This is a genomic window from Roseomonas gilardii (assembly GCF_001941945.1).
Taxonomy (GTDB): domain Bacteria; phylum Pseudomonadota; class Alphaproteobacteria; order Acetobacterales; family Acetobacteraceae; genus Roseomonas.
The window spans coordinates 72,997-85,690 of the sequence record NZ_CP015583.1; the positions used below are offsets into that span (position 1 = coordinate 72,997).

General features: G+C 72.9%; 14 protein-coding genes. 6 read left to right on the forward strand and 8 right to left on the reverse strand.

Annotation, left to right across the window (positions count from 1 at the left end; genetic code table 11):
- Window positions 1-252 precede the first annotated feature (252 nt).
- From RGI145_RS00315 to RGI145_RS00330, 4 genes are all read left to right on the forward strand, one after another.
- Entirely contained in the window at window positions 253-1,374 is a 1,122-nt protein-coding gene (locus RGI145_RS00315; RefSeq protein WP_075796769.1) for an NAD(P)/FAD-dependent oxidoreductase, read from the forward strand.
- Window positions 1,355-1,681: a (2Fe-2S)-binding protein gene (locus RGI145_RS00320; protein ID WP_075796770.1), complete on the forward strand. Its 327-nt coding sequence runs from the start codon at window positions 1,355-1,357 to the stop codon at window positions 1,679-1,681. Before RGI145_RS00315 ends, RGI145_RS00320 begins: the two co-directional genes overlap by 20 nt.
- A complete protein-coding gene (locus tag RGI145_RS00325) occupies window positions 1,681-3,084 on the forward strand; it encodes an FAD/NAD(P)-dependent oxidoreductase (RefSeq protein ID WP_075796771.1) in 1,404 nt (467 codons plus the stop codon). Before RGI145_RS00320 ends, RGI145_RS00325 begins: the two co-directional genes overlap by 1 nt.
- A gap of 108 nt (window positions 3,085-3,192) precedes the next feature.
- On the forward strand, window positions 3,193-3,540 hold the full coding sequence (locus RGI145_RS00330; RefSeq protein ID WP_075796772.1) for a RidA family protein: 348 nt from the start codon (window positions 3,193-3,195) through the stop codon (window positions 3,538-3,540).
- A gap of 350 nt (window positions 3,541-3,890) precedes the next feature.
- Here the strand turns inward: RGI145_RS00330 and RGI145_RS00335 are convergent, their stop codons facing one another.
- On the reverse strand, window positions 3,891-5,228 hold the full coding sequence (locus RGI145_RS00335) for an NAD(P)/FAD-dependent oxidoreductase (RefSeq protein WP_075796773.1): 1,338 nt from the start codon (window positions 5,226-5,228) through the stop codon (window positions 3,891-3,893).
- A 67-nt stretch (window positions 5,229-5,295) separates the two neighbouring features.
- The gene (locus RGI145_RS00340; RefSeq protein WP_075796774.1) at window positions 5,296-5,967 is read right to left on the reverse strand and encodes a haloacid dehalogenase type II; all 672 of its coding nucleotides are present in this window, start codon (window positions 5,965-5,967) and stop codon (window positions 5,296-5,298) included.
- Between the two features lie 327 nt (window positions 5,968-6,294).
- Here RGI145_RS00340 and RGI145_RS00345 point away from each other — a divergent pair, with 327 nt between their 5' ends.
- Both RGI145_RS00345 and RGI145_RS00350 read left to right on the forward strand, forming a co-directional pair.
- Window positions 6,295-7,176, forward strand: a complete 882-nt coding sequence (locus RGI145_RS00345) for a GNAT family N-acetyltransferase (protein WP_075796775.1) — start codon at window positions 6,295-6,297, stop codon at window positions 7,174-7,176.
- A gap of 10 nt (window positions 7,177-7,186) precedes the next feature.
- Window positions 7,187-8,113, forward strand: coding sequence for a 2-hydroxyacid dehydrogenase (locus tag RGI145_RS00350; protein ID WP_075796776.1), 927 nt, complete (start codon window positions 7,187-7,189; stop codon window positions 8,111-8,113).
- A gap of 95 nt (window positions 8,114-8,208) precedes the next feature.
- Here RGI145_RS00350 and RGI145_RS00355 read toward each other — a convergent pair whose 3' ends face one another.
- The 6 genes from RGI145_RS00355 to dapB all read right to left on the reverse strand — a co-directional run bounded on the left by RGI145_RS00355 (window position 8,209) and on the right by dapB (window position 12,446).
- Complete coding sequence (locus RGI145_RS00355; RefSeq protein ID WP_075799700.1) at window positions 8,209-8,871, reverse strand: phosphoribosylanthranilate isomerase; 663 nt, start codon at window positions 8,869-8,871, stop codon at window positions 8,209-8,211.
- A 10-nt stretch (window positions 8,872-8,881) separates the two neighbouring features.
- Window positions 8,882-9,619, reverse strand: coding sequence for an orotidine-5'-phosphate decarboxylase (pyrF, locus tag RGI145_RS00360; protein ID WP_075796777.1), 738 nt, complete (start codon window positions 9,617-9,619; stop codon window positions 8,882-8,884).
- 161 nt (window positions 9,620-9,780) lie between these two features.
- A complete protein-coding gene (locus RGI145_RS00365) occupies window positions 9,781-10,137 on the reverse strand; it encodes a LapA family protein (protein WP_237183145.1) in 357 nt (118 codons plus the stop codon).
- Between the two features lie 174 nt (window positions 10,138-10,311).
- Window positions 10,312-10,638, reverse strand: a complete 327-nt coding sequence (ihfB, locus tag RGI145_RS00370; protein WP_075796779.1) for an integration host factor subunit beta — start codon at window positions 10,636-10,638, stop codon at window positions 10,312-10,314.
- 25 nt (window positions 10,639-10,663) lie between these two features.
- Window positions 10,664-11,590 (reverse strand): signal peptide peptidase SppA, encoded by a 927-nt coding sequence (gene sppA, locus RGI145_RS00375; protein ID WP_075796780.1) that lies wholly within the window; start codon window positions 11,588-11,590, stop codon window positions 10,664-10,666.
- Window positions 11,591-11,678: 88 nt separating this feature from the next.
- Window positions 11,679-12,446 carry a 4-hydroxy-tetrahydrodipicolinate reductase gene (dapB, locus tag RGI145_RS00380; protein ID WP_075799701.1) on the reverse strand — a complete coding sequence of 256 codons (768 nt, stop codon included), beginning with the start codon at window positions 12,444-12,446 and terminating at the stop codon, window positions 11,679-11,681.
- Window positions 12,447-12,694 lie beyond the last annotated feature (248 nt).

Here is a 12,694-nt window from a genome sequence, read left to right on the forward strand (position 1 = left end):
CCCGGTGAGTTGGCCCTCGCCGACACCGATCGCGCCGGTGCCCCGCTTGCCGAGCCCGCTTTGTTTCTTCCATGAGTCCCGCTTGTCCGCCGAAGCGCCGGAAATGCATCCGGCCCCGGCGCTCCAGGCGGCGCCAACTCCTGGCGGGGTCCGGGGAGACACCGTCTCCCCGGCGGAGGGGGACCGGGGGAGGCAGCGCCTCCCTCGGGGCCTGACCACGAAGCATCCCCGCCGCAGCAAGGACGACAACCGATGAGCACCCACGACGCGATCGTGGTGGGCGGCGGGCTGGTGGGCACCGCCATCGCCTATGGGCTGGTGAAGCAGGGACTCTCCACGCTGCTGCTGGACGAGGGCGATGTCGCCCACCGCGCCAGCCGCGGCAATTTCGGCCTGGTCTGGGTCCAGTCCAAGGGTCTCGGCGCGCCGCACTACCAGCGATGGACGCGCGGCTCGGCCGAGGAATGGCCGGCGCTGGCCCAGGAACTGGCGGAGCGCACCGGGCTCGACACGGCGCTGCACCAGCCGGGCGGGCTGCATATCTGCCTCTCCGAGGAAGAGTTCGAAGCCCGTGCCAACTACATGGCGCGGCTGCAGCGGGAGGCCGGGAATCTCGGCCTGGAATACCGCATGCTGCGCCATGCCGAGGTGAAGGAGATGATGCCGGGCATCGGCAAGGCGGTCGTGGGCGCGAGCTGGACGCCCTATGACGGCCATGCCAGCCCGCTCTATCTCCTGCGCGGGTTGCACGCCGCCTTCCGCGAGGCCGGTGGCGTGTACCAGCCGAATGCGAAGGTGGAGGACAGCACCGCCGCGCCGGGCGATTTCTCGGTGACGGCCGGGGGCGGAACGCATCGCGCGCCGCGCCTCGTGCTCGCCGCCGGGCTGGGCAACCTGGAGCTGGCGCCGCGCTTCGGCCTGTCCGCCCCGGTGCGGCCGCAGCGGGGCGAGGTGCTGGTGACGGAGCGCACCCGCATGCTGCTGCCCATGCCCACCACCACGGTGCGCCAGACCGACGAGGGCTCGGTGATGATGGGCGACAGCAAGGAGGAGGCGGGCTACGACAGCCTCACCCAGACGCCCGGCATCATGCGCGGCATGGCACGGCGCGCGGTGCTGTCCTTCCCCTGGATCGCCGAGCTGAACATCGTGCGCGCCTGGTCGGCGCTGCGCATCATGTCGCCGGATGGTCTGCCGATCTACGAGCAGTCCGCCCGCTTCCCCGGTGCCTTCACCGCCAACTGCCATTCCGGCGTCACCCTGGCCGGGGCGCATGCCAACCGGCTGGCCCCCATGATCGCCGCCGGCGAACTCCCGCCGGAGATGGCCCCCTTCAGCGCAAGGCGTTTCGACGATGTTCGTACAGCGGCCTGAGGCCCGCGCGCCCGGCACGGCGCAGGTGGAAGTCTTCGTGGATGGGCGGAGCCTGCGCGTGCCGGAAGGTGCGTCCGCCGCCGCCGCCGTGCTGCTGGCCGGCATCCCCGCCATCCGCAGCACGCCGGTGAAGGGCTCGCCGCGCCTGCCCTATTGCATGATGGGCGTCTGCTTCGACTGCCTCGCCGAGATCGACGGCGTGGCCAACCGGCAGTCCTGCATGGTGACGGTGACGCCGGGCATGCGGATCGTGCCGCAGCAGGGTGCGCGCCGGGCGCGGCCGGAGATGGCGGGGGAGGATGCGTGATGGCCTCCGGTTCCATGGTCGATCTGGCCATCGTGGGCGCCGGCCCGGCCGGCATGGGGGCCGCCATCGAGGCGGCGTCGCTGGGCCTGTCCGTCACCGTGCTGGACGAGCAGCCGGCGCCGGGCGGGCAGGTCTTCCGCGCCGTGGAGGCCGCCGCCGGCGACCCGGCGCTCCAGGGCGAGTTCGCCACCCAGGGCGCTGCGCTGGCGCGCGAGTTCCGTGCGGCCCAGGAGGGCGGAGGTCGCATCGACTACCGCCCCTCCACCACGCTCTGGCATCTCGACAAGCAGGCCGGGCTGCTTTCGGTGCTGCATGGCGGCGCCTCCTCGGAGATCGAGGCGCGGCGTGTGCTGCTGGCGACCGGGGCGCAGGAAAGGCCGGTGCCGGTCCCCGGCTGGACGCTGCCGGGCGTGATGGGCATGGGCGCGGCGCAGATCCTGCTCAAGACCGCGGGCGCGGTGCCGCAGGGGCCGGTTGTGCTGGCCGGGCAGGGGCCGCTCACCTGGCTGCTGGCGGTGCAGATCCTGCGCGCCGGGGCCGGGCCGGTGACCCTGCTGGAGACCGCGCGCGGCGGCGCGGCCGGGGCGGGGCTGCGGCATCCCGGCGGGCTGTGGAACGGCCGCGGGCTGCTGCTCAAGGGCCTCGCTTTGGTGCGGGAGGCGAAGCGCCTCGGGCTCAAGCTGGTGCGCCATGTCCGCGGCCTCCGCGCGGAGGGCGAAGGGCGGGTCGAGCGCGTGCGCTGGGATGGCGGCAGCCTGCCCTGCGACACGCTGCTGCTGCATGAGGGGGTGATCCCCTCCACGCATATCTCCCGTGCCATCGGGCTGGCGCATCGCTGGGACGCGGCGCAGCTCTGCTGGCGCCCGGTGCTCGATGCCTGGGGTGCCACCAGTCACGAGCGCATCGCCATCGCGGGCGATGGCGGCGGCATCGGCGGCTGGGAGGCGGCGCTGGCGACCGGACGGCTCGCGGCGCTGGATGCGGCACAGCGGCTGGGCCGGATCTCCGGACCGGAGCGCGACCGGCGCGCCGTGCCGTATCGCGCCGCCCTCAGCGCCGCGCTGTCCCTGCGCCCCTTCCTCGATGCGCTCTATGCCCCGGCGCCGGAGGTGCTGGCGCCGCGCGACGACGACACGATCGTCTGCCGCTGCGAGGAGATCACCGCCGGCCAGGTCCGCCTCGCCGCCCGCCTGGGCGCCACCGGGCCGAATCAGGCCAAGGCCTATCTCCGCGCCGGCATGGGGCCCTGCCAGGGGCGGATGTGCGGCACCACCGTGGCCGCGCTGATCGCGGAGGAGCGCGGCATCTCCATCGAGGATGCCGGGACGCTGCGCCCCCGCGCGCCCTTCAAGCCGATGACGGTGGGCGAGCTTGCCGCCCTGCCGCCGGAGGAGGTGGCCTGAGCGCCTGCCGCGCCGGACCCCGGCGGCGGCAGACACCAGGACATTTCCCGCTGACCGGGCGGCCGGATGCGCCGCCCGGGATTCCTGTCACCAACCGAAAGTCATTCCATGATCCGACGCCATGCCCGCACCCCCATCATGCACCGCGTGGTGGAGCATAACGGCGTACTGTATTTCGGCGGCATCGTCGCCGATGACCGTTCCCTGCCCATGAAGGGCCAGACCGAGCAGATCCTGGCCAAGATCGGCACGCTGCTGGAGGAGAACGGTAGCGACAAGGGCAAGGTCCTGGCCGCCACGCTCTACATCACCGACATGGCGCTGAAGGACGAGATGAACGCCGCCTGGACCGAATGGTTCGGCGCGGAGGACCTGCCGACCCGTGCCACCATCGGCGTCGCCGATCTCGGGCCGAACACGCTGATCGAGGTGGTGGTCACCGCCGCGCGCGGCTGACCTTTCACGTCGCGCTCCCGGTTGCCCCCGGGAGAGAGGCCCTGCCTCTCGCCCCGGCGCCCGGGCTTTCGTTGGCGACTGCAGTGACCGTCTGTCTGCAGTCCGTTCCCGGGGAGCGGGTGGAAAGGTGGGCCTCCTGAAAAGAAGAACGACACCTTGTCCGCGCTGGCGGCACCGGCAGTCCGCCGGAGAGCATGGCTCTTCGGCGTGATCCGGCCGGCAAGGGGCGCCAACGAACCGGGTTCAGGGCCCGCAGGGTCCTGACGGATAGGGGGTCCGGGGCGAAAGGCGGAGCCTTTCCCCCGGGGGGGGGGGCAGCGCAGCGCCGGAAGCGCCGTGCGGGCGCTGCGTCACATCATCCCGGGCTTGCGGATGGGCGAACCGTCCACCAGCCGGCTGAGGCGGAAGGGCGCCGGATCCACGGCCGGCGTGCCGCCGAGGATGAGATCCGCCGCGAGCTGCCCTGCGCCGGGCCCGATGCCGAAGCCATGACCGCTGTAGCCGGTGGACAGGAACAGGCCGGGCATCCGCTCCACCGCCGAGATCACCGGCACCGCATCGGGCGTGGAATCGATCCAGCCGCTCCAGACCCGTGCCATGCGCGACCCGGCCAGGGCCGGGAAGGTTCGGCCGAGCTGTTCGAGGGCTGCGGGAACGATGGCGGTGTTGGGCGCCGGGTCGAGCACGCGCATGTCCTCCTCCTCGAACACCGTGGGCCGGTCGAAGGACCAGCGCTTCGCCAGCGCCTCGGGGCCGCGGAAGAAGGAGGCGCCGACACCGATCTTCACCATGTGGCGGCGGGCCACCAGCGTCGGCCAGAACTTGCGGGCATAGCGGAGGCCCTGTGGCGTGATCTCGATCTGGCCGCGATTGCCGGCGGCGATGAGGTAGCTGCCATCCGCCCGGCGACCGATGGTGATGTCGGAGGTGTAGAGCCCGCCCGGCGTCACCTCCGGCCCCGGTTCCGTGGTGAAGACGGTGGAGCGGATGCTCGACTGCGGCAGGTCGATGCCATGGCGGCGCAGGAACATCGAGGACCAGGCACCGGCGGCGCAAAGCACAGCAGGGGCCCGGATGCGGCCCCGTTCGGTGACGACGCCGCTCACCCGCCCGGCGGTGATGTCCAGGCCGCGCACGGCACAGCGCTGGTGGAGCGTGGCGCCCAGGCGCCGCGCTGCTTCCGCCAGGGCAGGCGCGGCCATGGCCGGGTCGGCCATGCCGTCGCGGGGCGAGGAGACGCCGCCGATCCAGCCGCCCGCGCTGGCGGGCGTCGCGGCCCGGGCCTCCTCGGCCGAGAGCATGTGGCTGTGTGCCTGATAGCGCCGCGCCATGGCGACCCAGCTTTCCCAGGCGGCGAGGTCCGCCTGGTTGCGCGTCACGAAGATCAGGCCGGTGCGGCGGAATCCCATGGACAGGCCAGTCTCGCGCGGCAGGCTGTCCCAGAGCTCCATGCTCCGCTGCATGATCGGGATCTCGCGCTCGTCCCGGTTCTGCACGCGACACCAGCCCCAGTTTCGGCTGGACTGCTCGCCGGCCACCACGCCCTTCTCCAGCAGGGCGACGCGCTTGCCCGCCCTGGCCAGGAAATAGCTGGCCGCGACGCCGGCGATGCCGGCCCCGATCACCACGACATCCGCCTCGGCGGGAAGGCTGGGGTCACTCTCGACGCGATCGACGGGCGGCGACATGGTCTGGCGGCTGTCCTGGAAAAGGGGAGGGGTGGGAGTGCCGCAGGGAAGGGCGTCGCCCGCTGGCTCAGAGACCGAGCAGGCCCGGCAGGCCACCGATATCGGGGATCTCGTGGTAGCCGTAGAAGGCGTTGCCGCGCGGCTCGTGCCCCCGGTTGACCCAGGCCTTCATGGTGATGCCGAGGTCGTGCGCCGTCATCAGGTCGTAGCGGAAGCTCGACGAGACATGCAGCACCTCCTCCGGCCGGGCGCCGAGCCGGTCGAGCATGTACTCGAAGCCCTTCATGCGCGGCTTGTAGGATTGCGCCTGCTCGGCGGTGAAGACGGCGTGGAAGGGCGCCTCCAGCTTCGCCACGTTGCTGTGGATCTGCTCGTCCGAGGCGTTGGAAAGGATGACGAGCGGGAATTCCTTCGCCACGCGCTTCAGCGGCTCCGGCACGTCCGGATGCGGCCCCCAGCCCGGTACGGCGCGGTAGAAGACATCGCCGTCGCCCTCCTGGCTGGCGATGCCGTGCTTGCGGCAGGCGCGGCGGATGGCGTTCTCCAGGACCTCGGCATAGGGCTTCCAGTCACCCAGCACCTCGTCGAGGCGGTAGGCGCTGAAGCTGCCCACGAAAGCGTCCATCTCCGCCTCCGGCACGCGGCCGGCGAAGTGCGCGCGCGCCACCTCTCCCATCCGGAAGTTCGTCAGCGTGCCGTAGCAGTCGAAGGTGATGAAGCTGGGGCGCAGGCGGGGCATGGGGCGCTGCCTTTCCATCCGAATCCGGCACCGGCCGGGACGGGGCGATCCTATCCGCGAAGCCGGGGCCGCGTGCATCCCCCCAGGCCGGAAGACAAGGGGCGATGCAGTCCGGCCTGGCGCTTTTTCCGGCAGATCGCCCGCGCCGCCGTGGGCAGGCTGCCACCGGCCGTGCCCCTGGCCGCCCTGGGAGGCGGCGGAAACATCCCATGGCGGCACGAAAGCGGATGCCCTTGCCGCCGCCCGGCCTCTATGGCTGTCCTCCTGTGCCCTTGCCCGGGAGGCCTCCCTCCAGGGCGCGGGCGGTGAGATCCGAGGAGCGACGCCATGGCCACCCGGCAGGAAACCCGTCCGTCCGGCGGCACGACCGCGCGCCCCGTCCCACGCCCTCTGACCCTGGCCGACCTGCCGGCAGCGCGGGCCCTTTCCGCTGCCCAGGGCTGGCCGCACCGGGAGGAGGACTGGCGCTTCGTCCTCGGCCTCGGCGAGGGAGTGGCGGTGGAACAGGACGGTCGGCTCGCCGGCACGGCGCTCGGCTGGCGCTACGGGCCCGGCTTCGCCACGCTGGGACTGGTGATCGTGTCCGAGGCGGCACGGGGCCGCGGCATCGGCCGGGCGCTGACCATGGCCGTGCTGGACGGACTGGGCAGCCGCACGGTGCTGCTGAACGCGACGAGCGACGGGATGCCGCTCTACCGCTCCCTGGGCTTCGTGCCGGGGCGGGAGGTCCGGCAACTCCAGGGCGCGTCCTTTTCCCCGGCGCCGGGGATGCCACCGCCCGGGCACCGGCTGCGTCCCCTGACCCCTGGCGACGGGGCCATCCTGGCGGCGCTGGACGAACGCGCCACCGGCATGCCGCGCCACGCGCTGATGGAGGCGCTGCTGCCCATTTCGGAAGGCCTGGTGCTGGACCGGGACGGCGAGGCGGTAGGCTTCGCGCTGCTGCGGCGCTTCGGCCATGGGCAGGTGATCGGCCCGGTGGTGGCGCCGGACGAAGGCGGCGCGCGGGCGCTGATCGCGCACGGGCTGTCCTCGCGTCCGGGGCAGTTCATGCGGCTGGACATACCGGCGGAAACCGGCCTGCCCGGCTGGCTGCGTAGCCTGGGGCTGGAGGATGCCGGGCCCGCCACGGGCATGGCGCGCGGCGCGCCGCCGCGCCCGGAGGGGTCGGTGCGCAGCTTCGCCCTGGTCAGTCAGGCGCTGGGCTGAGGAGGGCCGCATGAGCCTCGTCTACAAGTCGGAGCCGGTGCGCGGCGCCGCCTGGGCCGCGCGCTTCGCCACGATGCTGCCGGACCTGCCCTTCCACATCTGGCCGGACACGGGCGACCCGGCCACCGCGCGCTACCTCGCCGCCTGGCAGCCGCCGGAGGACCTCGCCACGCGGTTCCCCGCGCTGGAGGTGCTGTTCTCGGTAGGGGCAGGGGTGGACCAGTTCGACCTGCGCACCCTGCCGCCGGGCCTGCGCGTGGTTCGCATGATCGAGCCGGGGCTGGAGGCGGGGATGGTGGAATACGTCACCCTCTCTGTACTCGCCCTGCATCGCGGCCTGCCGCTCTACCTCGAACGCCAGCGGCAGGCCCTGTGGCAACCGGAGAAGCCGGTGCCGGCGACGCAGCGGCGCGTCGGCGTGCTCGGCCTGGGCGTGCTGGGGCGGGCGGTGCTGGAACGGCTGCGCGGCTTCGGCTTCCCGCTCTCGGGCTGGAGCCGCGGCCGGCACGACCTGCCCGGCATCGCCTGCCATGCGGGGCGGGAGGAACTGCCCGCCTTCCTGGCGGGTGCCGATATCCTCGTCTGCCTGCTGCCGCTGACGGCGGAAACGCGCGGCCTGCTGGGCCGGCACAACCTCGCCGCCCTGCCGCGCGGCGCCGGACTGGTGAATGTGGGGCGCGGCCCGCATCTGGTAGCCGGGGATCTGCTGGCGGCGCTGGATTCAGGGCAGGTCTCGGCGGCGATCCTGGATGTCTGCGACCCGGAACCGCCACCGCCCGATCACCCCTTCTGGACGCATCCGCGCATCTGGATGACCCCGCATGTCGCCAGCACGACCAGCCACGAGGCGGGGGCCGATGCCCTGATCGCCAATATCCGGCGCCACCGGAACGGGGAGCCGATGCTGGGCGAGGTGGAACGCGGCCGGGGCTACTGACCGCTCCATGGCGCTGTGCCGCGCTTCGTGGCTGACCCCGGGAGTGCGACCGGAGTGCGGCCAGGCAGACCGCCCAGCCCAGCCAGCTTGCCCGGTCAGCCTGCCCGGTCGGCCTCGCGCGCCGCCCGCACGAAGGCGGCGATCAGCGCCGGGTCCTTGACCCCGCGCGCGCTCTCCATGCCCGAGGAAGCATCCACCCCCGGGGCGCCGGACTGCCGCACCGCCGCCGCGACATTGGCCGGGGTGAGGCCGCCGGCCAGAAGCCAGGGGCGCGGGATGCTTCGCCCGGCCAGGAGCCCCCAGTCGAAGGACACGGCGTTGCCGCCGGGCAGGGCGGCACCGGCCGGCGGCTTGGCGTCGAGCAGGAAGCGGTCCACCACCGGGGCATAAGCGGCCAGGGCGTCGAAATCCTCCGGCACGGCGATCCCCAGCACCTTCATCACCGGCAGGCCGAAGCGGGCGCGCAGCGCGGCGCAGCGTTCCGGAGTTTCCGCCCCATGCAGCTGCAGCATGTCCAGCGGCACGGCGGCGAGCACCGCCGCCACCGCCTCCTCGGAGGGATCGACGAAAAGCCCCACCCGCAGCGGCCCGCCTTCCGCGGCGGCAGGCGCCAGGGCGGAGAGCCCGGCGGCCCGTTCCGGCGAGACCGCGCGGGGCGAGGGGGGAAAGAAGACGAAGCCCAGCATCTCCGTCCGCGCCTCGCGCACCGCCACCATGGCGGCCGGATCGTTGATGCCGCAGACCTTGACCAGCGTCACCGGCCGGACCTCAGGGCGCGTCGCCCAGCGGGGCGAGCTCGGCCACCACCGCCCGCGCCGCCGCCACGGGGTCCGCGGCATTGGTGATCGGGCGGCCCAGCACGATCCAGTCCGCGCCGGCCCGGATCGTGTCGGCAGGCGTGGCGACGCGCGACTGGTCGCCCGGCTCCGCACCGGCGGGGCGCACGCCCGGCACCACCAGCATCGGCCGGTCGCCGAAGGCCTTGCGGATCAGCGCGGCCTCGTGCGGCGAGCAGACCAGCCCGTCCGCCCCGGCCTCCAGCGCCAGCCGCGACAGGCGCAGCACCTGCTGCGACGTGCCGCCGGACACGCCGGTTTCGGCCAGCATGGCGGCGCTCAGGCTGGTCAGCACCGTCACCGCCAGGATGGCCGGACGTGCCGCGCCGCCGGCTTCCTCGGCCGCCCGCCGCGCCGCCGCGATCATGGTCGCCCCGCCCGCCGCGTGGATGGTCAGCATGGCCGGCCGCACCGCGCAGGCGGAACGGACCGCGCCGGCCACGGTGTTGGGGATGTCGTGCAGCTTGAGGTCCAGGAAGACCGGCATCTCCCCCGCCACGTCGCGCACCGCGCCAGGTCCGGCGGCCACGAAGAATTCCAGCCCGAGCTTCAGCAGGCCGACCTCGGGCGCGAGGTGCCGCGCCAGACCGGCGGCCTTTGCCGGGTCGGGCGTGTCGATGGCCACGATCAGTTGCTTCCGGCCGGGGTGGGGGCGGGCGATCAGGGACATGGGCACCTCGGGGAGGGGGAGCGGGTCGGGCCGGGGACCGCCTTCCGCCCCCGCATGGGGCAGGAAGCGGGCGGCGGAAAAGGAACCGGCCGGATCGCGCGGCGCGGATGGCGGCCCGTCCCCGGCCTGGCAGGCTGCCGCGGGGGGTTATAGGGGCTCGTTCAGGGTGCCGGTAGCGCAACCTTGGCGGGGCGGCGTCCCGGCACGTCGCTGCCTTCCGGCACCTGCCGCGCCACCTGGGCGCGCAGCTGCGCCAGTTCCGATTCGAGCTGCCGCACCGTCTGGGCCAGGTGGCGGGCCCGGCGGCGGGCGCCCAGCGAGGCCATCCAGGTCACCAGCGCACCCAGCAGGAAGGCAAGGGCGGAAACCGACAGCACCGCCACGGCGAGCGGCGTCTCCCAGGCGAGGTCGAAGGGCCAGAAACGGACGGGGACCGGCGCCGTGTTCGACAGGGCGAACAGCACCAGCACAATCAAGAGGGGCCCGATCAACAGCCAGCGCCACATCGTCTTCGTCACTCCGCTTTCTGTTCCAGCCCCGTCCGATCCCCAGGCTTCCGGAGAAGTGCCTCCCCCGGGCTTCGGGGGCAAGGCCCCGGCGCCGGCTACATGGGCAGAACGGGGCAGGCCCGGCTCCGCTTCCGGGAAAAACGCCGGAGCCTGGAGGGTCCGGACCGTCCGGCCACCGGCGATTCAGTCTCCGGCGGACGGGCGCTCCTTGCCGCCTCGGCTCTGCAACGGGCCGCCATTGACCCGTTCGCGCAATTCCTTGCCCGGCTTGAAATAGGGGACCGCCTTGCCGGTGACTTCCACGGCCTCCCCCGTGCGGGGGTTGCGGCCGGTCCGGGGATCGCGGCGCTTGGCGGTGAAGGCGCCGAAGCCGCGCAATTCCACCCGGTCGCCCCGCGCCAGGGCGGCGGAGATCTCCTCCAGGATGGTGGCCACGATCAGTTCCACATCGGGCTGGCGCAGATGAGGGTTCGCCGCGGCCAGCGCGGCGATCAACTCCGATCTGGTCATCCCGTCCAAAACCCCCCGCAGCCGGTCAGCGTGCGGCAGGCTGCCAAAGCGCCAGGGCGCCGTCAACGATCCCGATCGATGCAAGCCCTTCGGAAACAAGGCTTTTCGCGAAGGAGGTGACGTATCGCGACAGTCCGCGCCGTCCCGTGGTATCCAGGTCACGCGCCTCGGGCGTTTCCGGGATGCCGTGCTTCTCCTTCAGCCAGGCCCGTGCCTCCCGTTCGCCGCCGATGGCATCCACCAGGCCGAGCGCCAGGGCCTGCCGCCCGGTGTAGATTCGCCCGTCCGCCAGCTCCCGCACCCGCGCTTCCGGCAGGTTGCGGCCCTTGGCCACCATCTCCACGAAGCGCGACTGGATATCCGCCACCACGCCCAGCAGCACCTCCCGCCCCTGCTCGGTCAGTGGCGAGAAGGGGCTGGGCTGCGCCTTCAGCGGGCCGGAGGTCAGCGTCTCCGCCTTCACCCCCAGCGTGTCCATCAGCTGGTTCACGTTGAAGCTCTGCAGCAGCACGCCGATCGAGCCGGTGAGCGTGGCGTCGCGGGCAAAGATGCGCTCGGACGGCATGGCGACCATATAGGCTGCCGAGGCCGCCGTGCCGCCCATCACCGCCACCACCGGCTTGCCGGATTCGCGGAAGCGCATGAGCGCCGAATACAGCGCCTCGCCCCCCGCCACCGTGCCGCCGGGGCTGTCGATGGACAGCAGCAACGCGCGCGTGCCGGCCCGTTCCGCCGCGCGGTCCACCGCCCGGACGACGTCGCGGTCGTCGGTGATCGTGCCGCTGACCACCAGCCGCGCCACGGGCGAGCCGGCACTGAACCCCTCCATGTTCCGGGGCGCGAAGAGCACGGCCAGGAGCGCCAGGGCCGCCAGCACGGCGCCGCCGCGCCAAAGCGCCCGGCTCCGCTTCAGGCGGCGCCGGTCGATCAGGGCATCAGGGTCGAGGGACATGGCGAAGGCTCATGCCGTTCCGGCGACGCCCGGTCAAATCCCGTTCGGCGGAGGCCAGCCGGGGAGCGAGCGGGAAGGCACCGTGTCCTTATGCCATCCCCAGCACATGCTTCATGTCGTAGAGGCCCGCCGGCTGGCCCAGCAGCCACAGCGCTGCCCGCACCGCGCCGGTGGCATAGACCCGGCGGTCGAAGGATCGGTGGGTCAGGGCGATCTGCTCGGTGCCGGCGGCGAAGAGGAGCGTGTGCTCCCCCACCACCTGCCCGCCGCGCAGGGCGGCGAAGCCGATGGCGCCCGTGCGGCGCGGGCCGGTATGGCCATCGCGGCCGCTCTCGGTGCCCGCTTCCTCCAGCGTGGTGCCGCGTCCGCGCGCTACGGCGCGGCCGAGCGCCACCGCCGTGCCGGACGGGGCATCCACCTTCTGGCGATGATGCATCTCGACGATCTCGGCGTCGTACTGCTCCGCCGGCAGGGCCGCCGCCATGCGCTCGGCCAGGGCGAAGAGCAGGTTCACGCCGGGGGCGAAATTGGCGGCATAGACGATGGGAATTTGCTTCGCCGCCTCGGCCACGGCGGCCTCCTGCGCCACGGAAAGGCCGGAGGTGCCCAGCACCAGGGGCCGCTTCGCCGCCACCGCCGCGGCGAGATGCGCCTCCACAGCCTCCGCGCGGGTGAAGTCGATCACCACGTCGCTTTCCGCGCAAAGGGAGGCGGCATCGGGGAAGACGCGATAAGGCCCGGCCTCGCCGGAACGGCGCGTGCCGCCGGAAACGGTGGCGCCCGCCTTCGTGCTTTCCTCGGCCAGCAGGGTGCCCATGCGGCCCGCGATTCCCAGGATTCCGATCCGTGCCGCCATCCGGCCCGATTCCGCTGCCGCCATCACATCCCTGCCTCGTTCCGTCCGGGCACGGTTCGCCCGGCGCCGGCCATGCAACAGATCGCGGGCGGCGTCCATCACCGGCCCGGCCCGCGACGCGGGGATCATACCCCTCACGCGGAAGAAATGGCCTTCCTTCGCACGGCGACATCATTCCGTGACAATGGCGGCATGAAAAAGGGGCGGAGTTCCCTCCGCCCCTGGAACATTGGCCCTGGCCAATCTTG